The following is a 25,190-nucleotide window of genomic DNA, read 5'->3' as shown; positions in this document are numbered from 1 at the left end:
TCACGCTTCCTTCGGGTCGACAGGGCCGGCGACGGGGCCGGCGGGACGGCGGGTGCGACGCAGCGGGGCCTTGGCGCCCAGGCCCTTCGGGTCGAGCCCGGACCACTTGTGGCCGCTCGCGAAGAACTTACGCCGGGCGAGGAGCGTCATCAGCGGCTTGGTGAAGAAGAAGACGACGACCACGTCGAGCACGGTGGTCAGACCGAGGGTGAACGCGAAGCCCTGGACCTTGCCGACGGTCACGATGAACAGGACGGCGGCGGCCAGGAACGACACGAAGTCGGAGACCAGGATGGTGCGCCGGGCACGCGGCCAGGCCCGCTCGACGGCGGGGCGCAGCGTGCGGCCCTCGCGGATCTCGTCCCGGATGCGTTCGAAGAACACGATGAACGAGTCCGCCGTGATGCCGATCGCGACGATCGCACCGCAGACGGCCGGCAGGTTCAGCGCGAAGTGGATCGCGGGGCCGAGCAGCGACATGATCGTGTAGGTGAGGACCGCGGACACCAGCAGCGAGGGGATCGCGACGATCGAAAGGCCGCGGTAGAAGGCCACCAGGTAGATGATGACCAGCGCGAGCCCGATGGCACCGGCGAGCAGACCGGCGTGCAGCTGCTGGCCGCCGAGGGCGGCAGTGACGGTGGTGACGCTCTCCGTGCGGAAGGAGAGCGGGAGGGCGCCGTACGACAGCACGTTCGCCAGGCTCTGGGCCTCGGTCTGGGTGAAGCTGCCGGAGATCTCCGCGGAGCCGCCGGTGATGGACTGGCTCACGGTCGGGCTGGAGACGACCTCGCCGTCGAGGACGATGCCGAACTCGTTCGTCGGCTGGGAGGCGTTCTTGGCGAGCTCGCCGGTGACGTCCGCGAACTTCTTGGATCCGCTGCCGGTGAAGGTCATCTGGACCTGCCAGCCGGAGGCGCCCTGCGTGTCGAAGACGGCCTGGGCCTTCTTGACGTCGGTGCCGTCGACGCGGGCCGGGCCGAGGACGTACTTGTACCAGACATCGTCGATCTTGCCGCAGGCCACGGTGGTGTCGCTCGGCTTGGCGGACTTGCCGGCCGTGGCGCGCTGGGTGGTCTTGGAGCAGTCCAGCGCGGTGTACTCGGCCTCCAGCTTCGAGGCCGCGGCGGAGGCGCTGGCGGAGGCGCTCGCGTCGGCCGAGGAGGTGGCGGAGGGGCTCGCCGACGAGGAGGCGGACGCCGAGGACGAAGCCGTGGAGCCGGCCTTCAGGGCGTCGGTGACCGCGCGGCCCTGGGAGGTGGCCGAGGACGACGGCGAGGCGGAGGACGACCCGGTCGCCTTCTGGGACGACGACGCGCTGCTCGACGGGGAGGTGCTCGGGGAGGCGCTGGAGCTGCCGCTGGCGGACGCGCTCGGGGAGGCGCTGGCCGTGGCGCCGACGCTGGCTTCCTGGGCCAGGACCGGGCGGAAGTACAGCTTCGCGGTGGTGCCGACCTGCTTGCGGGCCTCTGCGGAGTTGGTGCCCTTGGGGATGTTGACGATGATGTTCTTTGAGCCCTGGGTCTGGACCTCCGTCTCGGATACGCCCAGACCGTTGACACGACGGTTCATGATCGCGACCGCGGTGTCCATGTTGGTCTTGTTGATCGCGTTGGGCTGGCCCGGCTCGTTCTCCGCCTGAAGCGTGATGCTCGTACCACCGGCCAGGTCGATACCGAGACGCGGAGTGGTGTTTCCGGAGGCGAACATTCCTCCGGTGAGCGCCACGATGGCGATCAGGATGAGGGCCAGCGAGCGCCCTGGCTTGCTCTGGGCGCTCGCGCTCCGGCCCCTCTTAGGTGCTGCCACCTTCTCGTACTCCCTCTCGGGCCGCCGCGCGCCTGGTCGGTGCGGTCGGCCATGACATGGTGTCGGGATCCCGTCCGGGAAACAGACGCGCCCGGGGTGCGGGGTGCGCGTGGGACGCGCGCACCGCTCCCCGGGTCACGGCTACTTCGCGTCGGAGTCGCCGTCGGTCTTCTTCGGCTCTTCGTCAGCCTTCGCCTCGGCGATCGCGGCCTCCTCGGCCGGCCCGTCGGACTTGTCCTCCGCGTCCTCCGTCTTGTCCTCGGCGGCGTCCTTCTTCCCGAGGTCGACGGCCTTGTCGTCGGAGGCGGCGGCAGCGTCGGCGGACTCGCCGTCGGTCTCGGTGAGGGAGGAGGCGTCGTCCGGGACGACGTCGGCGTCGGACTTCAGGTCGTGCTCGACGCCGTGCACGATGCGGTTGTACTCGTCGTCCGTGAGGATGGCGCCGATCGCGTTCTTCGCGAAGAGAAGGTCGACGCCCGGGCCGGCGTCGAGGAGGACCGTGTCCTCGTTCACTTCCTTGACCGTCGCGTACATGCCCCCGATGGTGCGGACCCCGTTGCCGGGCTGGATCTCGTTCCGCATCTGCGTGGCCTGCTGCTGGCGCTTCCGGGTGGAACGCGTCATCAGGAACATGGCCGCGATGAGGACGATGAACACGAGAAGAGGCAAGCTATTCACGGGACGGAATTTCCTTCGCGCAGCCGCGGCGGTGAGCGGCCTGGATGATGGGGGTGTGGTCGGCGCCGCCCGCAAAGGCGGCATCGGCGGAGTCTAAGCGAGTCCGCGCGCATGGAACAACGCTCAGCATGGCACCTGGGTTCCTGGGCCCGCCAATGCCCCGCCGTCACGAAGAGATCACGTCTGCGGCCGAGGCCTGGTCGACGGGCGACGGGGTGTCCCGGCCGGGACCGGGGCCCTCCGGGGCCGCTCCCAGGATACGGCGTGCGCTGCACGTTCCCGTCGGTAACGGCCCGGGCGCCGGACCTGCGCGGGGTCGGGGCCGGGCGGACATGCCGCCCCGGCGCCCGGAGCACGGCCCGTCCATCTGCGAACCGTCACCGCGCCCGCGTCAGGTGCCGAACAGGTCCTGCTGGCCGGTTCCGCCCGCCGTACCGCGCGGGGCGGTCAGGCCCAGGTGGGCCCAGGCGGCGGGGGTGGCGACGCGGCCGCGCGGGGTGCGGGCCAGCAGGCCCTCGCGGACAAGGAAGGGCTCGGCGACCTCCTCGACCGTCTCACGCTCCTCCCCCACCGCCACCGCCAGTGTCGACAGGCCGACCGGGCCGCCGCCGAACAGCTTGAGCAGGGCCTCCAGGACCGCGCGGTCCAGCCGGTCCAGGCCGCGCTCGTCCACCTCGTACACGGCGAGCGCCGCATGCGCGATCTCGCGTGTGATCAGCCCGTCCGCCTTGACCTGGGCGTAGTCGCGGACCCGGCGCAGCAGCCGGTTGGCGATGCGGGGTGTGCCGCGCGAGCGGCCGGCGATCTCGGCGGCGCCGGCCGGCTCGATCTCGACGTCCAGCAGGTTCGCCGAGCGGTGCACGACCCGCTCCAGCTCGCGCGGTTCGTAGAACTCCATGTGCGCGGTGAAACCGAAGCGGTCGCGCAGCGGGGGCGGCAGCAGGCCCGCGCGCGTGGTGGCGCCGACCAGGGTGAACGGCGGCAGTTCGAGCGGGATGGCGGTGGCGCCCGGCCCCTTGCCGACGATCACGTCGACCCGGAAGTCCTCCATGGCCATGTACAGCATCTCCTCGGCGGGCCGCGACATCCGGTGGATCTCGTCGAGGAAGAGCACCTCGCCCTCCTGGAGGGAGGAGAGGATCGCGGCCAGGTCGCCTGCGTGCTGGATGGCGGGGCCCGAGGTGATGCGGATCGGGGCGCCCATCTCGGCCGCGATGATCATGGAGAGGGTGGTCTTGCCCAGGCCCGGGGCGCCGGAGAGCAGCACGTGGTCGGCGGTGGCGCCACGCGCGCGTGCGGCGCGCAGCACCAGGTCGAGCTGCTCACGGACCTTCTCCTGGCCGATGAACTCGCCCAGGTCCTTGGGGCGCAGGGCGGCCTCGACGGCCTGGTCCTCGCGGTCGGCGACGGCGCCCACCAGCCGCTCCGCGTCGGCGCCGGTGTCGGTCGGGTCGTCCCAGTTCATAAGTGATGTGCCTCAGCGGTGGTGGGGTCAGCGGGCGCGGTTGAGGGTCTGCAGGGCCGCCTTGAGCAGCTGGCCGACCTGGGGCGGGCCCCCGGCGGCCTCGGCCTGCGGGGCGACGGCGGTGACGGCCTCGTCGGCCTCCCGGGTCGCGTACCCCAGGCCGATCAGGGCGGCGTGCAGCTGATCGCGCCAGCCCTGGGTGACCGGGGCGCCGATCGCGGGGGCGCCGACGGGTTCGCCGAGCCGGTCCTTCAGTTCGATGAGCAGCTTCTGCGCGCCCTTCTTGCCGATGCCGGGGACGGCGATCAGCGCCTTCTCGTCACTCGTGGCGACCGCGCGGCGCAGCGCGTCCGGGCTGTGCACGGCGAGCATCGCCTGGGCGAGCCGCGGGCCGACGCCGCTCGCCGTCTGCAACAGCTCGAAGACCTGGCGTTCGTCGTCGTCCACGAAGCCGTACAGGGTGAGCGAGTCCTCGCGTACGACCAGTGAGGTGGCGAGTTTGGTCTGCTGGCCCATGCGCAGCCCGGACAGGGTGTTCGGGCTGCACTGGACGGCGATGCCGATCCCGCCCACCTCGACGACCGCGGAGTCCGGGGCGAGGGCGGCGACCGGGCCGCTGACGAAGGCGATCATGCCGTACGGCCTTTCGTTGCGTTGGCTGCGTGCAGGGCGACGGCCTGCTGGAGTCGGTTCTGCGCGGGGGCGCGCCAGATGTGGCAGATGGCGAGCGCGAGGGCGTCGGCGGCGTCGGCGGGCTTGGGCGGGGCGCTGAGCCTGAGGAGCCGGGTGACCATGGCGCCGACCTGGGCCTTGTCGGCGCGTCCGGAGCCGGTGACGGCCGCCTTGACCTCGCTGGGGGTGTGCAGGGCGACGGGGATGCCCCGGCGGGCGGCGCACAGCATGGCGACGGCGCTGGCCTGGGCGGTGCCCATCACGGTCCGTACGTTGTGCTGGCTGAACACCCGCTCCACGGCGACGAATTCGGGCCGGTGTTCGTCCAGCCACTGCTCGATGCCCTGCTCGATGGCGACCAGGCGATGACCGAGCTCGGCGTCCGCCGGCGTCCGTACGACCCCCACGGCGACCATGGTGAGCGGCCGCCCGGCGACGCCCTCGACGACACCGACACCGCACCGGGTCAGCCCGGGGTCCACCCCCAGTACACGCACCGCGCCCCCCTCCCTTCGGCCACCTGTTTGTGCAGGCTAGCGGGTGCCACCGACAACGGCCGACATGACGACGGGCCGACGGGTGTGTCCCGTCGGCCCGCTCGGTCGGCTCAGCCCGCGGCAGCGCTACGCGTCGACCTTCTCCATGACCTCGTCGCTGACGTCGAAGTTGGCGAAGACGTTCTGCACGTCGTCGCTGTCCTCGAGGGCGTCGATCAGCTTGAAGATCTTCTTGGCACCGTCCTCGTCCAGTTCGACCTGCATGGTCGGGACGAAGTTGGCCTCGGCGGAGTCGTAGTCGATCCCGGAGTCCTGGAGGGCGCTGCGGACCGCCACCAGGTCGGTGGCCTCGCTGAGCACCTCGAAGGACTCACCGAGGTCGTTGACCTCCTCGGCACCCGCGTCCAGGACCGCGCCGAGCACGTCGTCCTCGGACAGCTCGCCCTTGGGGACGATCACGACACCCTTGCGGTTGAAGAGGTACGACACCGAGCCCGGGTCGGCCATGGAGCCGCCGTTGCGGGTCATGGCGACGCGCACGTCGGAGGCGGCGCGGTTGCGGTTGTCGGTGAGGCACTCGATGAGCACCGCGACGCCGTTCGGGCCGTAGCCCTCGTACATGATCGTCTCGTAGTCGGCGCCGCCGGCCTCGAGACCGCCGCCGCGCTTGACCGCGGAGTCGATGTTCTTGTTCGGGACCGACTGCTTCTTCGCCTTCTGGATGGCGTCGTAGAGAGTCGGGTTGCCCTCGATGTCGACGCCGCCCATACGGGCCGCGACCTCGATGTTCTTGATCAGCTTCGCGAAGAGCTTGCCGCGCTTGGCGTCGATCACGGCCTTCTTGTGCTTCGTCGTAGCCCATTTAGAGTGGCCGGACATCTGCCTGTCTCCTTCGCGTAACCCATCCAACAACGAACGCCAGAGATCCTACTAGGACTCCGTCGCCCGGTTGGCGTGCACCATGTCGACGAACAGGGAGTGCACGCGGTGGTCGCCGGTCAGTTCCGGGTGGAACGACGTGGCGAGCGCGTTGCCCTGGCGGACCGCGACGATGTGGCCTTCGTGCTCGGCGAGCACCTCGGCCCCGGCGCCGACGGACTCGACCCAGGGGGCGCGGATGAAGACGCCCTCTACAGGATCGCCGTCGATCCCGCGTACGTCGACCGCCGCCTCGAACGACTCGTTCTGCCGCCCGAAGGCGTTGCGCCGGACGATCATGTCGATGCCGCCGATGGTCTCCTGGCCCGAGCGCGGGTCGAGGATCTTGTCGGCGAGCATGATCATGCCCGCGCAGGTGCCGTAGACGGGCATTCCGGCCCGCACGCGCGCGCGGAGCGGCTCCATCACGCCGAACAGGACGGCCAGCTTGGAGATGGTGGTGGACTCGCCGCCGGGGATGACGAGGCCGTCCACCTCGGCGAGTTCCTCGGGGCGCCTGACCGGCCTGGCCACGGCGTCGGCCGCGGCCAGGGCGATGAGGTGCTCCCGTACGTCGCCCTGGAGGGCCAGGACGCCTATGACAGGTGCGTCGATCATGTGTGCGGAACCCTTTGGCCTTACCAGCCGCGGTTGGCGTAGCGCTCGGCCTCGGGGAGGGTGTCGCAGTTGATGCCGACCATGGCCTCGCCGAGGTTGCGGGACGCGTCCGCGATGATCTTCGGGTCGTCGTAGAAGGTGGTCGCCTTGACGATGGCGGCGGCGCGCTTGGCCGGGTCGCCGGACTTGAAGATGCCGGAGCCGACGAAGACGCCCTCGGCGCCGAGCTGGCGCATCAGGGCCGCGTCGGCCGGGGTGGCGACGCCACCGGCGGAGAACAGCACGACGGGGAGCTTGCCGAGCTCGGCGACCTCCTTGACCAGCTCGTACGGGGCGCGCAGCTCCTTGGCGGCGGCGTACAGCTCGTTGTTGTCGTAGCCGCGCAGCCGGGCGATCTCGTTCTTGATCTGGCGCAGGTGACGGACCGCCTCGACGACGTTGCCGGTGCCGGCCTCGCCCTTGGAGCGGATCATGGCCGCGCCCTCGGCGATCCGGCGCAGGGCCTCACCGAGGTTGGTGGCACCGCAGACGAAGGGGGTGGTGAAGGCCCACTTGTCGGAGTGGTTGACCTCGTCGGCCGGGGTGAGGACCTCGGACTCGTCGATGTAGTCGACGCCGAGCGACTGCAGGACCTGGGCCTCGACGAAGTGGCCGATCCGGGACTTGGCCATCACCGGGATCGACACGGCCTCGATGATGCCCTCGATCATGTCCGGGTCGGACATCCGGGCCACCCCGCCGTCCTTGCGGATGTCGGCCGGGACCCGCTCCAGGGCCATGACGGCGACGGCGCCCGCGTCCTCGGCGATCTTCGCCTGCTCCGGCGTGACGACGTCCATGATCACGCCGCCCTTGAGCTGCTCGGCCATGCCGCGCTTCACACGGGCGGTGCCGGTCTCGGGGGTCTGGTTCTCACTGGTGGACACGGGTGACCTCACTCGCTGAAAGAGGGTTTCTGCAAACACCGAGGAAACGCGAGTGGACCAGGCCACAGCAAGGGCCAATGGGAAGGCAGTGGATCGTTTTCCGGTCAGGCCGTGCGCTCGACCAGGGCGGCGGGCGGTTCGTCGTCCATCTCGAAGGCCAGCGGGAAGGGGGCGTGTCCGGCCAGCCGGAACCAGCGGACCTTGCGGTGTTCACGCAGCCTGCGGGCCGCGCCGACGGCGTCGTTGTGGAACCGGCGGGCCATCGGGACCCGGCGTACGGCCTCGGCCAGCTCGCCGGCGGCTGCCTCCCCGCCGGGGGCCTCCCGCACCTCCTCGACCTGCTGCGGGTGCTCGAACACGGCCCGCAGGGCCTGGCTCAGCTCGCTCTCGGCGACCTCCCGCTGCTCCTCCTCGGCCTGCCGGGCGGCGTGCGCGGCCTCGTACAGCACGATCGAGGAGGCGGGATCCAGCACCCCCGAGGTCGCCAGCTCCTGGGCCACCGAGGCGCGCCGCAGCAACTGGGCGTCGAGAGCGGCCCGCGCGGCGTCGATCCGCGAGTGCAGCCGGTCGAGACGGCCTGCGGTCCAGCTGAGGTACAGGCCGACCACCAGGAGGGCGGCCAGGATCCAGAGCGTCCAGACGAGCGTTGCAGTCACGGGCGGAACGCTATAGGAAGCGCCCGCCACAGCGCCCCGTCAGGGGCGCGGGGAACTGCGCGACCGGCCACGACGGCGCCGCAGCCTACAGACGACCTGTCCCGGCACCTCAGATGTCGCGGCCCTCCCAGCGAAGCGTCTAGTCCCGCGCCAGCCCGAACCGCGCCCGCAACCCCGACCGCTCGTCCGCCGCCACCGCCGCCGCGCCCGCCGTCACCGTCTCGTAGACGGACAGGATGTCCGCGCCCACGGTGGACCAGTCGAAGCGCCGCACGTGCACGCTGCCGCGCTCGCGCAGCCCGGCCCGGCGCTCCGGGTCCTTAAGGAGCCGCACCGCCGCCTCCGCCAGCGCGTCCGCGTCCTCGTTGGCGAAGAGCTCGCCCGCCGCCCCCTGGTCCAGGACCTGGGCGAAGGCGTCGAGGTCGGAGGCGAGGACGGGAGCGCCGGCGGACAGGGCCTCCACCAGGATTATCCCGAAGCTCTCGCCGCCCGTGTTGGGCGCGATGTACAGGTCGAGGCTGCGCAGGAAGCGGGCCTTGTCCTCGTCGCTGATCATGCCGAGGAACTCCACCCGGGAGCGCAGCTCGGCGGGGAGGGACTCGACCGCGGCCTCCTCGTCGCCCCGGCCGGCCACCAGGAGCCGGGTCTGCGGGCGGGCCGCGAGGATCTTGGGCAGGGCCTTCATCAGGACCGGGAGGCCCTTGCGGGGCTCGTCGATGCGGCCGATGAAGCCGATCGTGTCGCCCTGCCACTCGGGGCGCGGCTCGGCCTTGGCGAAGAAGTCGACGTCCACGCCGTTGGGGATCACGACGGCGTCCCCGCCGAGGTGCTCGACGAGCGTGCGGCGGGCGTACTCGCTGACCGCGATCCGGGCGCTGATCTTCTCCAGGGCGGCCTGGAGGATCGAGTACGCGGCGATCATCGCGCGGGAGCGCGGGTTGGAGGTGTGGAAGGTCGCGACCATCGGGCCCTGGGCCGCCCAGCAGGCCAGCAGACCAAGGGACGGGGAGGTCGGCTCGTGGATGTGGACCACGTCGAACGCGCCGTCGTGCAGCCAGCGGCGCACCCGCGCGGCGGACAGGAAGCCGAAGTTGAGACGGGCCACCGAGCCGTTGTACGGCACCGGGACCGCGCGGCCGGCCGAGACGACGTAGGGCGGGAGCGGGGTGTCGTCGTCGGCCGGGGCGAGGACGGAGACGTCGTGGCCGAGGCGGATGAAGTACTCGGCGAGGTCGCGGATGTGGAACTGGACGCCACCCGGGACGTCCCAGGAGTAGGGGCAGACGATGCCGATCCTCACGACGGTCCCTTCGCGGGGTCCAGGTCGGCGAGCCACAAGCGCTGCAGCATGTGCCAGTCCTCCGGATGGTCGGCGATCCCGGTGGCGAAGGCGTCGGCCAGCGCCTGTGTCATGACAGACGTCTTCGCGGCCTTGTCACCTGACTCGGGTACCTCGATCGGGGCGTGGACGCGGCCCTTCATGACGGGGGTGTCGTCGTACCAGAGCGTCACGGGCAGCAGGATCGCGCCGGTCTGCTGGGCCAGCAGGGCCGGTCCGGCGGGCATCCGCGCGGTGTCGCCGAAGAAGCCCACCTCGATACCGGAGGCGGACAGGTCACGGTCGGCGACCAGGCAGACCAGGCCGCCGTCGCGCAGCCTGCGGGCCAGGGTGCCGAAGGCGGTGCCGCCGCTGTGCGGCAGGACCTCCATGCCGAGGCCCTCGCGGTAGGCGACGAAGCGGTCGTAGAGCGTCTCGGGCTTGAGCCGCTCGGCGACGGTGGTGAACGGGGTCTTCAGCTCGGTGGTGACCCAGGCGCCGGCCAGGTCCCAGTTGGCCAGGTGCGGCAGCGCGAGGATCACGCCCCGGCCGGAGGCGAGGCCGTCCGTGAGGTGGTGGACGTCCTTGGGGACGAAGCCGGTGCGGATCCGGTCCTCGCTCCAGGACGGAAGCCGGAAGGACTCCATCCAGTAGCGCAGATACGACCGCATCCCCGCGCGCGACAGCTCGCGCAGCCGCTCCGGGCTCGCGTCGGGCCGTACGCGCGCGTAGTTGGACTCGAGCCGCTGGACGCCCTTGCCGCGCTGCCGCCAGGCGAGGTCCGCGACGGAGTTGCCGAGGCGCACGGCGACCGGCTCGGGGAGCTTCTTGACGGTGCTCCAGCCGAGACCGTACAGACCGTCGGTGAGCCGGTCGGCGGCGCTCACTGCCCGGCCTCGCTCCCGTGGGAGGCCTTCTCCCGCTCGGCCGCGGCCTCCGCCTCGGCGGACTCGCGGCGGACCGTGACGACCCGCTGGACGAGGGTGACCAGGCTGCCCACGGCGACGATCCACAGGGCGATCGGGAGCAGGATCTGGATGCCCGGGACGCCGAACTTGTGGAAACCGGCCAGACCGGCCGCCACCAGTGAGATCACCAGACGCTCGGCGCGCTCCACGAGACCGTTGACGGCCACCGGCAGCCCGATCGACTCGCCGCGCGCCTTTGTGTACGACACCACCTGGCCGCTGGCCAGGCAGAAGATGGAGACGGCGCACAGGACGTTGTTGTTCCCGTTGCCCGCGTACCAGAGGGCGAAACCGCCGAAGATCGCGCCGTCGGCGACCCGGTCCAGGGTGGAGTCCAGGAACGCCCCCCAGCGGCTGGTGCGGCCCAGCTGGCGGGCCATGTTGCCGTCCACCAGGTCCGAGAACACGAACAGCGTGATCACGATCGTGCCCCAGAAGAACTCGCCCCGGGGGAAGAAGACCAGCGCGCCCGCGACCACTCCGGCCGTGCCGAGGAGCGTGACCGTGTCCGGGCTCACGCCCCGGCGGATGAGAAACGCGGCGAACGGTGTGAGGACACGCGTGAAGAATGCACGCGCGTACTTGTTCAGCATGGCCTTCCTGACGGTCGTTGCGCCGTGCGGCCCCTGCTGGCCACCCCGGCTGGCCCATCGTAGCCACGCGCGCGTGTGTGCGACGGGTGGGCACTCTCAGTCGGGACCGGCCGCCGGGCCGGAAGGGTCCCGCGGGCACGATCACGTCGTTCGTATGGACGCACCGTGACGGGAGTGGAAAGCTCGAATAACCGCGGGCGTCATCGGAGCCGCCACCGCACGCGGCCCGCCATGCTCGCCCGCGCCCACAGAGACCTCACCGTGCACGGGAGGCAAAACCATGGGCGACAAGGTCAAGGAACACCCCGGAGCCGCCGGCAGGGCAATGGCGGCCGACCACCCCGCGTCCGTACGGAATGTGGTGCTGGTCGGCCACTCCGGATCGGGCAAGACCACATTGGTGGAGGCTCTCGCGCTGACCGCGGGAGCGGTGAACCGGGCGGGCCGGGTGGAGGACGGCGGAACCGTCTCGGACTACGACGACATCGAGCACCGGCAGCAGCGCTCCGTACAGCTGTCGCTGGTACCGGTCGAATGGAACGGATTCAAGATCAACATCCTGGACACCCCGGGATACGCCGACTTCGTCGGAGAGCTGAGGGCCGGTCTGCGCGCGGCGGACGCGGCCCTCTTCGTCGTCTCGGCCTCGGACGGGGTGGACGGCTCGACCCGGATGGTGTGGGAGGAGTGCGCGGCCGTCGGGATGCCCCGGGCGATCGTCGTCACGCACCTGGAGGCCGCCCGCGCGGACTTCGCGGAGATGACCCGGGTGTGCGCCGAGGCGTTCGGCGCCGACGACCCCGACGCCGTGCTCCCGCTCTACACGCCCCTGTACGGCCCGCAGGGCCCGGACGGGCACGCGCCCGTGACCGGTCTGGTCGGGCTGCTCACGCAGAAGCTGTTCGACTACTCCACCGGCGAGCGCAAGGAGTCCGAGCCGGGTCCCGACCAGCTGCCGGACATCGAGGAGGCCCGCAACCGGCTCATCGAGGGGATCATCTCGGAGAGCGAGGACGAGACGCTCATGGACCGCTATCTGGGCGGCGAGCAGATCGACCTCAAGACACTGATCGAGGACCTGGAGCGGGCCGTGGCACGCGGGGCGTTCTTCCCCGTCCTGGCCGCCGCCCCGGCCGCCGACGGCGCCCGCCAGGGCCTCGGCACGGTCGAGCTCCTGGAACTGGTCACCGGCGGCTTCCCGACGCCGTTCGAGCACCCCACGCCGGGCGTCACCACCATCGACGGCAGGCCGCGCGAGATCAAGCCGTGCGACACCGGCGGGCCGCTGGTCGCGGAGGTCGTGAAGACCGCCTCCGACCCGTACGTCGGCCGGGTCTCGCTGGTCCGGGTCTTCTCCGGCACCCTGCGCCCCGACGAGACGGTGCACGTCTCCGGGCACGGCCTCGCCGACCGCGGCCACGAGGACCACGACGTCGACGAGAAGGTCGGCGCCCTGTCCACACCGTTCGGCAAACAGCAGCGGCCGGTCACGCACGTCATCGCCGGTGACCTCGCGTGTGTGGCGAAACTCGGCCGCGCGGAGACCGGGGACACCCTCTCCGGCAAGGACGACCCGCTGCTCATGGAGCCGTGGGAGATGCCCGACCCGCTGCTGCCGCTCGCCATCGAGGCGCACAGCAAGGCGGACGAGGACAAGCTCTCGCAGGGCCTGTCCCGCCTGGTCGCCGAGGACCCGACCATGCGCCTCGAACAGAACCAGGACACCCACCAGGTGGTGCTGTGGTGCCTCGGCGAGGCGCACGCGGACGTCGCCCTGGAACGGCTGCGCAGCCGCTACGGCGTCCAGGTCGACGTCGTACCGCACCGGGTGTCCCTCCGGGAGACGTTCGCCGGCCGGTCCGCCGGGCGCGGCCGGCACGTCAAACAGTCCGGCGGGCACGGGCAGTTCGCGATCTGCGAGATCGAGGTGGAACCCCTGCCGGGCGGCTCCGGCATCGAGTTCGTCGACAAGGTGGTCGGCGGCGCGGTGCCCCGGCAGTTCATCCCGTCCGTCGAGAAGGGCATCAGGGCCCAGGCCGTCAAGGGGGTCGCCGCCGGCTACCAGCTGGTGGACGTGCGGGTCACCCTGCTCGACGGCAAGGCGCACTCGGTGGACTCCTCCGACGCCGCCTTCCAGACGGCGGGCGCGCTGGCCCTGCGGGAGGCCGCGGCGGACGCGAAGATCCATCTCCTGGAACCGGTGGCCGAGGTGTCCGTGCTGGTCGGCGACGACTACGTGGGCGCGGTGATGAGCGACCTGTCCGGGCGGCGCGGCCGGGTGCTCGGCACCGAGCAGACCAGCGGCGGGCGCACCCTGATCAAGGCCGAGGTGCCGGAGTTCGAGATCGGCCGGTACGCGGTCGACCTGCGTTCCCTCTCGCACGGCACGGCGCGGTTCAGCCGTTCCTACGCGCGGCACGAGCCGATGCCGCCGCAGATCGCCGAGAAGATTCGCGAACAGGCCAAAGAGGCCTCCTAGTTGGTCTCGCACTGGACAACGGGGGACAACGGAGGACGACAACGGCCGACAACGGTCGGCGACGGTCGGCGACGGGATCGTTCGGCGGGCGGCTTCGGCCGTCCGCCGACGGTCTGTCGGTGGCTGGGGATACTCTGAGTACTTGATCAACAGGTGTGCGGAGTACGGAAGTCGGGAAGGCCGCAGAAGCGGGACGGCGGCAAGTGGGGGCGGGAATGAGCTTCGAGGACTTCTTCGGGCCACAGGTGCCCAGGCCGGGCGGCGAGGCGCAGGCACCGACCTACGCCCTGGCCTCGGCGGCCTACCGGGACACGCCTATGGAGGAGATCAAGAAGGCCGACAACGAGTGGCACCAGTCCACGGTCAACGAGGGCCGCAAGTGGGCGAAGATATTCCGGCCCAACTTCGGTGAGGCGTACTCCCAGGCGGTCATCGACCGCATGCTGGGCGTCGGCCGCAAGCCGCTCATCCAGTCCTTCGGCAGCGAACCGCAGATGGTCGTCGAGCACTGCCTCGCGGCCAACCGCATCCGCAAGGAACGCGACCAGCGGCTGACCGCCCTCATGTTCCTGTGCGGCGTGCTGTTCCTGCCGGGACTGCTGCTCTGGCTGCTGGTCTTCCAGCTCCGGGCGACCATGCTGAAGACCGACAACAAGCGGGTCTCCGGGCTCGGCAGCGCACTGCTGGCCGCCGTCGGCGTCGTCGCGGTGGTCTTCCTGATCCGGATGCCGCTCACCGGCTTCTGGGGCTGGTACGCGCGCGGCTGCATCGTGCTCCCCGTCGCCGGCTGGTACCTGGCCAAGCGGCTCTGCGAGCGCACCGCGAAGGACCTGCGCGAGGCCTGGGACGGCCTGCTGTCCGGCGGCAGCGTGGGCGCGAAGGTCCCCGAGGCGGTGCCGACCAGCCCCGACCAGGCCGCGGCCGAGCAGCTGCGCCAGTCCCTGGCCCGGCTCAGCGCCGAGCAGCAGTCCAACTCGGTCTTCTACGCCGGCCCCAAGGGCATACTCGGCATGGGCACCCGCTGGGGCTCCTGGCACCTCGCGGAGGAGCTGGTCCCGCTCGATCCGGTCAAGGGCGTCCACGAGTTCCGTGCGTGGACGGTCGTCCGGGAGATCGAGAAGGAGCTGAGCGTGCTGCACCGGCAGCACCTGAAGACCGGCGGCTTCCCGGAACCGCAGGTCAAGCACTGGATCGTCACCCATGTCGGAGAGGGCGCCAAGGCGGTGTCCAGGCCCGAGGGGACCGACTACAAGGTGGGGCCCGCCGACGTCGAGCGGATCTGCAACAGCAACCACTTCGACAAGGGCGAACGGCACTACCTGGGCGTCCAGTGGCCGTACCTGTGGGACGGCGGCCTGATCATCACGATGATGACCACCGTGACCGTGCTGAAGGAGACCCTGCGGATCGAGGTCACCGGACACGCCCTCGGCCCGGTCAACGGCTTCTTCAGCGGCAAGCCCGAGGCGCCCACCAAGACGGTCGCCAAGACCGTCCGGTTCTGGGAGACCCGGACCATCAAGCTGCCCCTGGTCACCCCGGACGAGGTGGTCCGGCTGTCCGCGCGGGCGCTGATCAGCTGGTATCCGCCGCTGCTGAAGTGGCTCGGCGGTTCCATAGGCCTGCCCGAGCCGTTCGGCCTCCGGCACGCGTGGGCCGACCAGCCCTGGAAGCACCGCTTCATGGCCGACGACGCGCTGCGCGCGGCGACACCGGTGCTCCGGGCGGTGCACCGGGCCGCGTTCACCGTGCTCAAGGAGCACGACGTCAACATGGACAAGTTCAACGCGCGGGCGGGAGCGCTGAGCGGGTCGGTCCAGGAGGCGTCACCGAAGAAGGCCGACACCTACGACGCGTGAGCCTCCGGCGGTTCGGCCGAAGCAGCGGGTGCGGGCACCGGCCCCCGGGGGCTGCCGCCCGCAGACCCCCGCTTCGGCCTGGACGGCCTCGTCCTCAAGCTCCGGACGGGCTGCTCAATGTGCCGTCGGCCAGGCCTCGGCCAGCATCTTGCGCGTGTCCGCCAGCAGCTGCGGGAGCACCCGGGTGTGGCCGACCACCGGCATGAAGTTCGTGTCGCCGCCCCAGCGCGGGACGATGTGCTGGTGCAGGTGGGCCGCGATGCCGGCGCCCGCCACCGAGCCCTGGTTCATGCCGATGTTGAAGCCGTGCGCGCCGGACGCCGTGCGCAGCGCGGTCATCGCCTGCTTGGTCAGCTCGGCCAGCTCGACCGTCTCCGGGCCGGTCAGGTCCGTGTAGTCGGCGACATGGCGGTACGGGACCGTCATCAGGTGGCCGCCGTTGTACGGGTAGAGGTTGAGCACCGCGTAGACGTGCTCGCCGCGCCGGACGATCAGCCCGTCCTCGTCGGACTTGGCCGGGATCGAGCAGAAGGGACAGCCGTCGTCGGCCCCCGGACCGGTCGGCTTGTTCTCACCCTGGATGTAGGCCATCCGGTGGGGCGTCCACAGGCGCTGGAACGCGTCCTGCGTCCCCACTCCGATCTGCTGCTCCGGCTCACTCGTCATGCTAGGCAGCATATGGCTTCGCCCGTTCGCGGCGTGTCGCCGGGGCCCGGGGAAACGGCCCGGCGGCGAAGCTGGGCGGATGGACGACGACAGCCGGCTGAACCGCTGGGACCGGAAGACCGACCTGGCGCTGGGCATCGCCTCGCTGGTCTTCCTCGGCTCGTACGCGGTGCACGTGCTGGAGCCCCGGCTGCCGAAGGCCGCGCACGTCTTCTTCCTGTCGCTGATGTACACGGCCTGGGCGATGTTCGCCGTCGACTACGCGGTGCGCTGGCGGCTCAGCGGCGAGGGACCGCGGTTCGTACGGCGGCACTGGCTGGACACGGTCGTCCTGGTGCTGCCACTGCTGCGGCCGGTGCGGGTGGTGCGGACGTACGAGTCGATCCAGCGCCGGCACGGGGAACCCCGGCTCCCGCTGCACGCGCGCGTGGCGGCCTACTCGGCGCTGTCGATCTCGCTGCTGGGCTTCTCCGGCGCCCTCGCCGTCTACCAGGTCGAACGCTCGGCCCCGAACGCCGACATCCGCACCTTCGGCGACTCCCTCTGGTGGACCTGCTCGACCCTCTCCACGGTCGGTTACGGCGACTACGTCCCGGTGACCACCCTGGGGCGGTTCATCGCCGTGGGGCTGATGGCCTGCGGTCTGGCACTGCTGGGCACGGTCACGGGGTCGTTCTCGTCCTGGATGCTGCAGCGGTTCTCACTGAACGAGGACGAGAGAAGGCCCCCGGAGAACTGATCTCCGGGGGCCCCTGAGGTGGCGGATCAGACCTGGGTCCGCTCCTCGACCACCTTCACGATCTTGGCGATGGCCTCGTCGAACGGGATGCCGTTCTCCTGCGAGCCGTCGCGGTAGCGGAAGGAGACCGAGCCGGCCGCCATGTCCTCGTCGCCCGCGATGACCATGAAGGGCACCTTCTGCTTCTGGGCGTTGCGGATCTTCTTCTGCATGCGGTCGGAGGACGCGTCGACCTCGACCCGCAGGCCCTGCTTCTTCGCCTCGGCGGCGAACTTCTGCAGGTACTCGACGTGCCCGTCACCGATCGGGATGCCCACCGCCTGGACCGGGGCCAGCCACGCCGGGAAGGCGCCCGCGTAGTGCTCCAGGAGCACCGCGAAGAACCGCTCGATGGAGCCGAACAGGGCGCGGTGGATCATCACCGGGCGCTGCTTGGAGCCGTCGGCGGAGGTGTACTCCAGGTCGAAGCGCTCGGGCAGGTTGAAGTCGAGCTGGACGGTCGACATCTGCCAGGTGCGGCCGATGGCGTCCTTGGTCTGCACGGAGATCTTCGGGCCGTAGAAGGCGGCGCCGCCCGGGTCGGGGACGAGCGGGAGGCCCTGCTTCTCGGCGACCGCGCGCAGCGTCTCCGTGGCCTCCTCCCAGACCTCGTCGGAGCCGACGAACTTCTCCGGGTCCTTGGTGGAGAGCTCCAGGTAGAAGTCGGTGAGGCCGTAGTCGCGCAGCAGGTTCAGGACGAAGGTGAGCGTCTTGTCGAGCTCCTCCGCCATCTGCTCCTTGGTGCAGTAGATGTGCGCGTCGTCCTGGGTGAAGCCGCGGGCCCGGGTCAGGCCGTGCACGACGCCCGACTTCTCGTAGCGGTACACGGTCCCGAACTCGAAGAGGCGCAGCGGCAGTTCGCGGTAGGACCGGCCGCGCGCGTCGAAGATCAGGTTGTGCATCGGGCAGTTCATGGGCTTGAGGTAGTAGTCCACGCCCTCGTCGAGCTGCATGGGCGGGTACATGCCGTCGGCGTACCAGTCCAGGTGCCCGGACGTCTCGAAGAGCTTCCCCTTCGTGGCGTGCGGGGTGTAGACGAATTCGTAGCCCTCCTCCTCGTGCCGGCGGCGCGAGTAGTCCTCCATCACCCGGCGGACGACGCCGCCCTTGGGGTGGAAGACGGCGAGGCCGGAGCCGATCTGCTCCGGGATGGAGAACAGGTCCAGCTCGCTGCCCAGCTTGCGGTGGTCGCGCTTCTCGGCCTCGACGAGGAAGTCCAGGTACTCCTTCAGCTCGTCCTTGGAGGGCCAGGCGGTGCCGTAGATGCGCTGGAGCATCGGGTTCTTCTCGCTGCCGCGCCAGTAGGCGGCCGCGTTGCGCATCAGCTTGAACGCCGGGATCAGACGGGTGGAGGGCAGGTGGGGACCGCGGCAGAGGTCCTTCCAGCACAGCTCGCCGGTCTTGGCGTCCAGGTTGTCGTAGATCGTCAGCTCGCCGGCGCCGACCTCGACGTCCGCGCCGTCGTCGTGCGACGCCGAACCCTTGAGGCCGATCAGCTCCAGCTTGTACGGCTCGTCGGCCAGCTCGGCGCGGGCCTCCTCGTCCGTGACGACCCGGCGCGCGAACCTCTGCCCGCGCTTCTGGATCTCCTGCATCTTCTTCTCGATGGCCTTGAGGTCATCGGGGTGGAACGGCTTCTCGACGTCGAAGTCGTAGTAGAAGCCGTCCTTGACCGGCGGGCCGATGCCCAGCTTGGCCTCGGGGAAGAGCTCCTGGACGGCCTGGGCCATGACGTGCGCGGTGGAGTGGCGCAGGATGTTGAGGCCGTCCTCGGAGGAGATCTCCACACCCTCGACGGTCTCGCCGTCCCGCACCTCGTACGCGAGGTCCTTGAGCTCACCGGCCACCCGGGCGGCGACGATCGAGCGCTCGCCGGCGAAGAGCTCGGCGGCCGTAGTGCCCGTCGTCACCACGCGCTCGTCCCGCTCGGAATCGCGTTGGATGATCACACGGACGTCTGACACCGGTCTCTCCTGACTGAAGACGAATGCGGGCGCCGTACCAGGAGCGCGCGCAATACCGGATCGTACCGACCCGGCACCGTCGATCGCTAAACGGTTACCCGCCGTCCCCGGTCAGTCGCAGTCGTCGCCGCTGCACGCCTCCTCGAAGAAGTCGAGGTTCTCCTGGAGCGACTTCATCAGGTGGTCCCGCTCGGCCTCGTCCACCTGGACCGGTGCGACCCCGAAGGCGCCGGACAGCCGCCGGAAGCCGCCCCGGCTCTCCAGCCGCCCGTGCACCCGCACCGGCAGTCCCACGAGGTGGGCCTGCCCGGCGATCCGGTAGTCCTCCTCGTCGAGGGTGACCCGGACGTACGGCACCTCGGCCCCGGCGATCACCCGCAGCCGTACGGCGCCCTCGCCGCGCGGCTCGGAGCGGCGCATGCGGACGACGGTGCCGGTGATCCGGACCGCGACGGAGGGTTCGTCGCGCAGGTAGCGGGCGCCGGCCTCGCGCAGCACGGGCAGGTCGCCGGGTGAGAACTCGATCGGCTCGGTGGTGGCCGCGCAGTCGTCGGGGACCCCGGCGCCCGGCGCCCACTCGACGGAGATGCGGGCGCCCTCCGTGCCGCGCACGAGCGTGACGAGGGCGTCGGTCAGCTCCCGGCTCACGCCGGCCTCGACGGCTCCGTCGAAGGCGTCCATGCCGCCGGTGGCCCGCTGGTAGTCGATGGCCTCACGGGCGGCGTACAGAGCCTGGTGGAGGCGCACGGCGAGGGGGCGGCCGGTGCCGACCGGCACGAAGGCGGTCAGGCCGCGTCCGCTCTCCGCCGAGCCGACGAGGACGGACTCCAGCAGGGTGGCGGCCGCGCGCTTGTGCCGGGCGCCGTAGTACCCGGCACGCGCGCGGGTGGCGAGCGCGCCGGCCAGCAGGGTCTGCCGGGCGGCGGTGCGCAGCTGCTCCTCGACCGTCCAGGACGTGGCGTCCGCCGGTCCGCTCGGCACGTCACGCCACCAGCGGATCTCGTCGCTGGGCACGGCGAGGCCGACCAGCACCTCGCGCGCGGCGGGCGTACCGCTGCGCACCAGAGCCGTGAGCGCCTCCCCGAGCAGGTCGTCACTGTCCGGGAAGGCGCGGCTCTCGGGTACCAGCAGGCTGGTGCCGGTGTTGCCCGGCCCTGGTGGGGTCCAGCGGCCGTAGCGCCCCGGGGCTCCCCCGCGCCGCTGCCAGCCGTGCCGGCGCAGCAGGGCGCCGAGCACGGCGGGGTCGACCTCGGCCGGCTCGGGGGGATGGTTCCAGTGGGGCCCGTGGAGATCGTCGGGATGCGGCCGGACCTCCCGCAGCTGCTCCTCGTACGGACGGTGCCTCATGGTCTGCCTCCCGTCCCGACCCGCGTCATGATCTCGCAGAGCGCCCGGTCGTCGAAGATGCGCGAGGTCGGAACCCGCACGGTGGTCCGGTGCCGGCCGGTGATCGGGTGCCCTGCCAGGTTGACCCAGTAGCAGCAGTGGCGCAGATCGAGCCGGTCGTGGCTGGCGCGCAACCAGTCGTCCTGGGAGCGCGGTACCAGCATCACCACCAGGATCTTGTGCACCGACACCGGTGTGCGGGCGAGCTTGCGCAGGTGGTCGTTGTCCAGCGTGAAGGAGAAGAAACGTCCCGGCGGGTTCGGTGCGATCTGGTAGGTGCACTTGAGCTGCACCTTTATCGTCACCTCGTCGTCGACGGTATGACCGGGCGAGCCGTGGCTGACGTGCCAGTCGATGCCGTTGTCCGGGAATGGCTGCGACAGCGAGCAGCCGGCCGCCGCCGCGACGGCATGCAGATAGCCCACCTGCAATGTCTCCATGCAGGCGGTCGTCGCGAGTGTGCCGCGATGGGGGCCCGTGCGTTCGGGCAGCAGCCCGCCCCGCTCGGGCTGCGCTATCGCCATGACCAACAGCCTTCCCAGCCAAAGAGTTTCCCCGTGGCGGGCCGCTGAACTGCAAAGACCCGCACTCCTGTTGTGTCCTTCCGGCGTACGTCGCAAACGGCCCGGGTATCAACAAACGGGCAGAAGACGGAACGTCATCTGCCGTGGGTGAACGAGGAGTTGTATTGGCATGACGTGCTGGTACGAGGGGCCCCTGGCGGCCTTCGACACGGAGACCACGGGCGTGGACGTGGAGACCGACCGCATCGTGTCCGCCGCGGTCGTCGTCCAGGACGCCCCGGGCACCCGCCCCCGGGTGACCCGATGGCTGGTCAACCCGGGCGTGCCGGTGCCGGAAGCGGCGACGGCGGTGCACGGGCTGACGGACGAACACCTGCAGCGCAACGGCCGCTGGCCGGCGCCGGTGGTGCATGAGATAGCCGAGGAACTGGCCGAGCACGCGGCGATGCACCGCCCACTGGTGGTGATGAACGCGCCGTTCGATCTGACCCTGCTGGACCGCGAGTTGCGCCGTCATCGGGCGTCCTCGCTGGACCGCTGGTTCGAGGCGAGCCCCCTGCTCGTCCTCGATCCCCGGGTCCTGGACAAGCATCTGGACCGCTACCGCAAGGGCCGCCGCACCCTGACCGACCTGTGCGCGCACTACGAGGTCACCCTCGAGGGCGCGCACGACGCGGGCGCGGACGCGCTCGCGTCCCTGGAGCTCGTACGGGCGCTGGGCCGCCGTTTCGCGACCCGCCTGGAGCGCCTGACCCCGGCCGAGCTGCACACGTTGCAGACGACCTGGCACGCGGCGCAGGCCCGTGGCCTGCAGGCGTGGTTCACCCGCAGCGGCACACCGGAGACGGTGAGCACGGACTGGCCGCTGCGCCCGGAACTGCCGACGGCGGCATGACGGAGGGGGCGCCACGACCGGATCGGGGAACCGGCAACCAAAAGGCCGGTCCGCTGCTGCGGACCGGCCTTCCCGGTGGTGGGCGATACTGGGTTCGAACCAGTGACCTCTTCGGTGTGAACGAAGCGCTCTCCCACTGAGCTAATCGCCCGGGAACGCAGTGAACGATACAGGTACCTGCGGGCTGCGTTCAAACCGCTTGGAGGTGCCCGAGCAGTCCGCGCCGTCCGGAGCGCATCATCAGCCGGTGGTTGAGCCGGAAGAACGGCCGCCCGAGCGGGGCGAGTCGTCGCAGCAGCGGCTTGTTGACGTCGACGACCTGGTCGTAGCGGGCGAGGGTGCCGGTGCCGTCCGGTGTGATCGTCCACCGCGCCCAGCCCTCGATGTCACCGGTCATCGAGATCTCCAGCACACCGGCCTCCGGATCGCGCCGCGCCTCGCGTGCGGTGAACGTGAGGTCGTACGGGATGAACGAGCGGATGGTGAGGACGGCGACGGTGTCGTCCAGCTGGTTCACCGCGCGCACCTGGGGCCACCAGCGGGGGTACTCGTCCACCGTCCGCAGCGCCTCGTACACGGTGGTGAGTGGTACCGGGAGGGGCCACAGGCTGCGGAAACGGTAGTGGTTCCAGTCCATGGCCGCAGTCTGTCGCAGACCGTGGATCTGAGTACGCGTACTCATGCCCGCGCGAAGTGACCTGGACCACACTCGGCGGTACGAGCGCCGCCGCCCGTGCGACGGCGCTCCCCCTCTCCTCTACGAGGGCATCCTGTCGCCGAGCAGGGCCAGGTTCTCGATGGCCGCGAGCCCGTACAGCGCGGTGTCGTTGGAGGACACCCAGCTCGCCTCGGCGCCCGCGACGAGCGCGACCGGGCCGGAGAGCGGCTCGGTCTTCCACGGCGAGGACTCGGTGTAGCCGTCCGAGCTGTAGAACTTCGTCCACGCGCGCTGGGCGAGCGTCGCGTCGCCGGTCTGCACGGCGGCGTACGCGTCGAGGCGCGAGTGCCCCTGGAAGAGCAGCAGGGTGCCGAAGTTGGAGCCGTAGCGTGCCGCCTGTTCGGCCTTGGTGGCGTTGAAGTAGCGGCAGTATTCGAAGTAGGCCTCGTCGAACTCCGGCATGTCGGTCAGGTGGATGAGTTCGGCGCAGAGTTCGTTGAGGCCGAAGACCGCCGAGAGGTGGGAGACCGAGACGACCGGGGTGGTGGCGGTCGCGAACCTGCCGGTGTCGAGGTCGTAGAGGCCGCTGCCCTGGACGAAACCGTTGGGCTGGGCGGCGATGCCCGCCATGGTCGACAGGACACGTGCCCTGGCCTTCTCCCACTTGGGGCCCTTGCGTTCCCACTCGGTCAGCCAGGCCGACACCAGCCCGCTCCAGTCCGTGCCGAAGCCGATCGAGAGGGCGTGGCGATCGGGGGTGTAGGGGTCGGTGCGGACCTTGCGCTGCGGGTCGAGGACGAGGAAGGTCTCGTCGGAGTCGACGTTGGCGGCCATGAGGTCGCCGACGCGTTCGTCGGCGGTGAGGAAGTAGTAGAAGCGCCGGTAGGTGGTGTTGGAGATGCGCTGCTGCTTGGCGCTGTCCGCGTAGTGCTGGATGCCGTGCCGGGTGCCGAGCCCGGCCCACTGGCCGATGTGGTAGACGTCGACCTCGCCGGTGTGCCGGGTGAGCGCCTCCGCGAACCGGAAGATGTCCGAGCGGCCGCTCCTGAGGTACGCGTACCAGAGCCAGAGGTCGGGCGAGAGTTCGGAGTTGTCCCAGGCGTAGCCGCCGACGTCGTACCGCCACTGGTGGCGCACGGTGTCGTAGGTGTGCATGAAGTCGCCGTAGTCCCAGAAGCCGTACCAACGGCGTTGCTCCACCTGGTCCTTGTAGTAGGTGAAGAGGAAGTCCAGGTGGTCCTCGATCCTCGCCTTGGCGGCGGTGGAGCGGTCCGGCTCGGCGTAGAGGCCGGGGCCGAAGACCTTGGCCTTGATCAACTGCTTCGGCGGGGCCGTGAGTTGCGGGAGCACCCGGACCGCGTCGGCCTGGCCGGCCAGCGCCTCCGGTGCCGGTGTCGTCTCGTTGGCCCAGAACAACAGCTCCGAGGTACGGGCGATGCCGTACGGGGTGCCGAACTCCGGTTCGTAGTCCTCGTAGGTGATGTTGAGGCCTTCGAGCTGTTCGGCGTACGTGTCCTGGCCCATGCCGTCGTGGTAGAAGCGCAGGTCCATCGGCTGGGCCTCGGGCGACCAGAGCCAGAGGGTGACCTCGGCCGCGTCGGTGTGGGCGTCGCGGATGTCGAGCTGGGCCGGGAACTTCTCCCAGAAGTCCCGCAGCCCGAAGGAGAGTCCGCCGCTCGCCCCGCCGACGTAGCCGAACCCGGAGGCCCGCCTGCCGCCGCCGGCCGCGATCCAGCCGTACCCCTTCTTCGTCCGCTTGCGCAGGGTGAAGCCGTCGGCGGAGAGCTGGGCGAGGGTGTAGTCGCCCCAGTGCGGGATGTACTGGAGCCGGGTCGTCACCCGCTGGTCCCAGGTGGCGGGGTCGGCCAGCTTCTGCCCCGCGTACTGGGCCGCCTGGACGGTGGCACCCGGGTCGCGGCGCAGGCCGGTGATGCCCTGGACGGCCTCCCGCAGCAGGCCGGTTCCCTCACCGCCGATCCGCACATGCCGGTCGTACGCCTCGTCGCGCATCGGCACGCTGAAGCGCACGCCGAGCCCTCGGATGAAGTCGCCACTGGCCTTGCCGGGCTCCTGGGTGCCGTCGTAGGTGATCGTGTGGACCATCCGGAAGGAGTCGGCGCCCGCGTAGAAGTAGAGCCGGATCGAGAACGGCAGCCAACTCCGGTTTCCCTTGCGGTGCTTGCCGTCGACGCGGACGACGGCCCGGACCGGTCCGTCCTGCTCGACGGTGACGGAGTCGATCGCGCCGTCGAAGCGTTCGGTTCTGACCGTTCCCTGATCCTCGTCCTCGATCTCGGGCTGGCGGAGGAGGACCAGCCGCCCGTTCCTGGCGATCTCCGTCGAACCCCGGGTGACGGACTTGACGATCGTCGAGCCGTTCTTGCCGATCTTCACGGCGATCACGCCGGTCGAGACGTCGATCGCGCCGCCGCTCCTGTCGACGGTGACCTTCCCGTCGGGGGCGGCCGGCCGGCCTGCCGCGAGGGTGAGCTTGCCGTTGCCCGAACTCACCGCGTGGGCGGTCCACTTGAGGGAGCCGTCCGGCCAGTAGGCGATCGGCCAGGACTGGACGGGCACGTCCTTGCCGTCCTCGTCGGTGAGCGCGAAGGTCTGGTCCTCCTGGAACGCGCCCATCGGCCAGGGCACGCCCACGGTCGAACCGGGTGCGGCGCCGAGGCCGCCGTCCTCCAGCCAGTCCAGGGTCACCGGGTCCGCGTCGGCGGCCTCGGCGCCGGGCGCGGCCTGCGCGTCCTTCGCGCCCAGCGCCCAGCTGAACTGGGCGGCGGCGCCGGCGACGGCAGCCGCCTTGAGGAGGGACCTGCGGGGGATGGGAGACATGGTCCGCCTTTCCTTTCCGTGCGGG

Annotated in this window: 22 protein-coding genes and 1 tRNA gene; 4 read left to right on the top strand and 19 right to left on the bottom strand. The window is 70.7% G+C overall.

Going from position 1 to position 25,190, the window contains the following annotated elements; genetic code table 11:
* From secD to pgsA, 12 genes are all read right to left on the bottom strand, one after another.
* Positions 1-1,809: a protein translocase subunit SecD gene (gene secD, locus ACFWPQ_RS10940; protein WP_384032119.1), complete on the bottom strand. Its 1,809-nt coding sequence runs from the start codon at positions 1,807-1,809 to the stop codon at positions 1-3.
* A 141-nt stretch (positions 1,810-1,950) separates the two neighbouring features.
* A complete protein-coding gene (gene yajC, locus ACFWPQ_RS10935; RefSeq protein WP_384032117.1) occupies positions 1,951-2,487 on the bottom strand; it encodes a preprotein translocase subunit YajC in 537 nt (178 codons plus the stop codon).
* Positions 2,488-2,878: 391 nt separating this feature from the next.
* Complete coding sequence (ruvB, locus tag ACFWPQ_RS10930) at positions 2,879-3,952, bottom strand: Holliday junction branch migration DNA helicase RuvB (protein ID WP_384032115.1); 1,074 nt, start codon at positions 3,950-3,952, stop codon at positions 2,879-2,881.
* Positions 3,953-3,979: 27 nt separating this feature from the next.
* A complete protein-coding gene (gene ruvA / locus ACFWPQ_RS10925; RefSeq protein ID WP_361291127.1) occupies positions 3,980-4,585 on the bottom strand; it encodes a Holliday junction branch migration protein RuvA in 606 nt (201 codons plus the stop codon).
* Positions 4,582-5,121 carry a crossover junction endodeoxyribonuclease RuvC gene (gene ruvC, locus ACFWPQ_RS10920; protein WP_384032113.1) on the bottom strand — a complete coding sequence of 180 codons (540 nt, stop codon included), beginning with the start codon at positions 5,119-5,121 and terminating at the stop codon, positions 4,582-4,584. The genes ruvA and ruvC overlap by 4 nt, the downstream gene beginning before the upstream one ends.
* Positions 5,122-5,247: 126 nt before the next feature.
* Positions 5,248-6,000: a YebC/PmpR family DNA-binding transcriptional regulator gene (locus ACFWPQ_RS10915; protein WP_384032111.1), complete on the bottom strand. Its 753-nt coding sequence runs from the start codon at positions 5,998-6,000 to the stop codon at positions 5,248-5,250.
* A 51-nt stretch (positions 6,001-6,051) separates the two neighbouring features.
* On the bottom strand, positions 6,052-6,657 hold the full coding sequence (gene pdxT, locus ACFWPQ_RS10910; protein WP_384032110.1) for a pyridoxal 5'-phosphate synthase glutaminase subunit PdxT: 606 nt from the start codon (positions 6,655-6,657) through the stop codon (positions 6,052-6,054).
* A gap of 20 nt (positions 6,658-6,677) precedes the next feature.
* Positions 6,678-7,583 (bottom strand): pyridoxal 5'-phosphate synthase lyase subunit PdxS, encoded by a 906-nt coding sequence (gene pdxS / locus ACFWPQ_RS10905; RefSeq protein WP_361291139.1) that lies wholly within the window; start codon positions 7,581-7,583, stop codon positions 6,678-6,680.
* Positions 7,584-7,687: 104 nt separating this feature from the next.
* A complete protein-coding gene (locus ACFWPQ_RS10900) occupies positions 7,688-8,239 on the bottom strand; it encodes a hypothetical protein (protein ID WP_384032108.1) in 552 nt (183 codons plus the stop codon).
* Between the two features lie 139 nt (positions 8,240-8,378).
* The gene (locus tag ACFWPQ_RS10895; RefSeq protein ID WP_384032106.1) at positions 8,379-9,539 is read right to left on the bottom strand and encodes a glycosyltransferase family 4 protein; all 1,161 of its coding nucleotides are present in this window, start codon (positions 9,537-9,539) and stop codon (positions 8,379-8,381) included.
* Positions 9,536-10,444, bottom strand: coding sequence for a phosphatidylinositol mannoside acyltransferase (locus ACFWPQ_RS10890; protein ID WP_384032104.1), 909 nt, complete (start codon positions 10,442-10,444; stop codon positions 9,536-9,538). Before ACFWPQ_RS10890 ends, ACFWPQ_RS10895 begins: the two co-directional genes overlap by 4 nt.
* On the bottom strand, positions 10,441-11,118 hold the full coding sequence (gene pgsA, locus ACFWPQ_RS10885; protein WP_361291151.1) for a phosphatidylinositol phosphate synthase: 678 nt from the start codon (positions 11,116-11,118) through the stop codon (positions 10,441-10,443). The genes ACFWPQ_RS10890 and pgsA overlap by 4 nt, the downstream gene beginning before the upstream one ends.
* 280 nt (positions 11,119-11,398) lie before the next feature.
* On the opposite strand from pgsA, the gene ACFWPQ_RS10880 reads away from it, so the two are divergent.
* Both ACFWPQ_RS10880 and ACFWPQ_RS10875 read left to right on the top strand, forming a co-directional pair.
* Complete coding sequence (locus tag ACFWPQ_RS10880) at positions 11,399-13,597, top strand: elongation factor G-like protein EF-G2 (protein WP_384032102.1); 2,199 nt, start codon at positions 11,399-11,401, stop codon at positions 13,595-13,597.
* A 215-nt stretch (positions 13,598-13,812) separates the two neighbouring features.
* Positions 13,813-15,456, top strand: a complete 1,644-nt coding sequence (locus ACFWPQ_RS10875; protein WP_384032100.1) for a hypothetical protein — start codon at positions 13,813-13,815, stop codon at positions 15,454-15,456.
* Between the two features lie 114 nt (positions 15,457-15,570).
* On the opposite strand, the gene ACFWPQ_RS10870 is transcribed toward ACFWPQ_RS10875, so the two are convergent.
* Positions 15,571-16,122: an HIT domain-containing protein gene (locus ACFWPQ_RS10870; RefSeq protein ID WP_361291160.1), complete on the bottom strand. Its 552-nt coding sequence runs from the start codon at positions 16,120-16,122 to the stop codon at positions 15,571-15,573.
* 79 nt (positions 16,123-16,201) lie between these two features.
* Here ACFWPQ_RS10870 and ACFWPQ_RS10865 point away from each other — a divergent pair, with 79 nt between their 5' ends.
* The gene (locus ACFWPQ_RS10865) at positions 16,202-16,861 is read left to right on the top strand and encodes a potassium channel family protein (protein ID WP_384032098.1); all 660 of its coding nucleotides are present in this window, start codon (positions 16,202-16,204) and stop codon (positions 16,859-16,861) included.
* A gap of 26 nt (positions 16,862-16,887) precedes the next feature.
* On the opposite strand, the gene thrS is transcribed toward ACFWPQ_RS10865, so the two are convergent.
* From thrS to ACFWPQ_RS10850, 3 genes are all read right to left on the bottom strand, one after another.
* Entirely contained in the window at positions 16,888-18,864 is a 1,977-nt protein-coding gene (gene thrS / locus ACFWPQ_RS10860; RefSeq protein WP_384032096.1) for a threonine--tRNA ligase, read from the bottom strand.
* A 111-nt stretch (positions 18,865-18,975) separates the two neighbouring features.
* The gene (locus ACFWPQ_RS10855; RefSeq protein ID WP_384032095.1) at positions 18,976-20,211 is read right to left on the bottom strand and encodes a hypothetical protein; all 1,236 of its coding nucleotides are present in this window, start codon (positions 20,209-20,211) and stop codon (positions 18,976-18,978) included.
* Complete coding sequence (locus ACFWPQ_RS10850; protein ID WP_093505297.1) at positions 20,208-20,774, bottom strand: DUF4365 domain-containing protein; 567 nt, start codon at positions 20,772-20,774, stop codon at positions 20,208-20,210. The genes ACFWPQ_RS10855 and ACFWPQ_RS10850 overlap by 4 nt, the downstream gene beginning before the upstream one ends.
* 169 nt (positions 20,775-20,943) lie before the next feature.
* Between ACFWPQ_RS10850 and ACFWPQ_RS10845 the strand changes: the two genes are divergently transcribed.
* The gene (locus ACFWPQ_RS10845) at positions 20,944-21,669 is read left to right on the top strand and encodes a 3'-5' exonuclease (protein ID WP_089103210.1); all 726 of its coding nucleotides are present in this window, start codon (positions 20,944-20,946) and stop codon (positions 21,667-21,669) included.
* Positions 21,670-21,745: 76 nt separating this feature from the next.
* Here ACFWPQ_RS10845 and ACFWPQ_RS10840 read toward each other — a convergent pair.
* The 3 genes from ACFWPQ_RS10840 to ACFWPQ_RS10830 all read right to left on the bottom strand — a co-directional run bounded on the left by ACFWPQ_RS10840 (position 21,746) and on the right by ACFWPQ_RS10830 (position 25,165).
* A tRNA-Val gene (locus ACFWPQ_RS10840) sits at positions 21,746-21,820 on the bottom strand.
* Positions 21,821-21,859: 39 nt separating this feature from the next.
* Positions 21,860-22,306: an SRPBCC family protein gene (locus tag ACFWPQ_RS10835; protein WP_384032092.1), complete on the bottom strand. Its 447-nt coding sequence runs from the start codon at positions 22,304-22,306 to the stop codon at positions 21,860-21,862.
* A gap of 120 nt (positions 22,307-22,426) precedes the next feature.
* A complete protein-coding gene (locus tag ACFWPQ_RS10830; protein ID WP_384032090.1) occupies positions 22,427-25,165 on the bottom strand; it encodes a Tat pathway signal sequence domain protein in 2,739 nt (912 codons plus the stop codon).
* Between the last annotated feature and the right edge of the window lie 25 nt (positions 25,166-25,190).

Origin of the sequence: Streptomyces sp. NPDC058464 (genome assembly GCF_042721035.1) — a bacterium.
Classification (GTDB): domain Bacteria; phylum Actinomycetota; class Actinomycetes; order Streptomycetales; family Streptomycetaceae; genus Streptomyces.
Note: the sequence above shows the minus strand (reverse complement) of the source record. Positions and strands in the feature narration are given on the sequence as shown.

Coding starts and splice junctions, on each gene's coding strand:
- ACFWPQ_RS10830 (WP_384032090.1), bottom strand. CDS start 25,165: ATGTCTCCCATCCCCCGCAGGTCCCTCCTCAAGGCGGCTGCCGTCGCC.
- pgsA (WP_361291151.1), bottom strand. CDS start 11,118: ATGCTGAACAAGTACGCGCGTGCATTCTTCACGCGTGTCCTCACACCG.
- ruvB (WP_384032115.1), bottom strand. CDS start 3,952: ATGAACTGGGACGACCCGACCGACACCGGCGCCGACGCGGAGCGGCTG.
- ACFWPQ_RS10870 (WP_361291160.1), bottom strand. CDS start 16,122: ATGACGAGTGAGCCGGAGCAGCAGATCGGAGTGGGGACGCAGGACGCG.
- ACFWPQ_RS10875 (WP_384032100.1), top strand. CDS start 13,813: ATGAGCTTCGAGGACTTCTTCGGGCCACAGGTGCCCAGGCCGGGCGGC.
- pdxT (WP_384032110.1), bottom strand. CDS start 6,657: ATGATCGACGCACCTGTCATAGGCGTCCTGGCCCTCCAGGGCGACGTA.
- ACFWPQ_RS10915 (WP_384032111.1), bottom strand. CDS start 6,000: ATGTCCGGCCACTCTAAATGGGCTACGACGAAGCACAAGAAGGCCGTG.
- ACFWPQ_RS10855 (WP_384032095.1), bottom strand. CDS start 20,211: ATGAGGCACCGTCCGTACGAGGAGCAGCTGCGGGAGGTCCGGCCGCAT.
- ruvA (WP_361291127.1), bottom strand. CDS start 4,585: ATGATCGCCTTCGTCAGCGGCCCGGTCGCCGCCCTCGCCCCGGACTCC.
- ACFWPQ_RS10835 (WP_384032092.1), bottom strand. CDS start 22,306: ATGGACTGGAACCACTACCGTTTCCGCAGCCTGTGGCCCCTCCCGGTA.
- ACFWPQ_RS10865 (WP_384032098.1), top strand. CDS start 16,202: ATGGACGACGACAGCCGGCTGAACCGCTGGGACCGGAAGACCGACCTG.
- ACFWPQ_RS10850 (WP_093505297.1), bottom strand. CDS start 20,774: ATGGCGATAGCGCAGCCCGAGCGGGGCGGGCTGCTGCCCGAACGCACG.
- ACFWPQ_RS10880 (WP_384032102.1), top strand. CDS start 11,399: ATGGGCGACAAGGTCAAGGAACACCCCGGAGCCGCCGGCAGGGCAATG.
- ACFWPQ_RS10845 (WP_089103210.1), top strand. CDS start 20,944: ATGACGTGCTGGTACGAGGGGCCCCTGGCGGCCTTCGACACGGAGACC.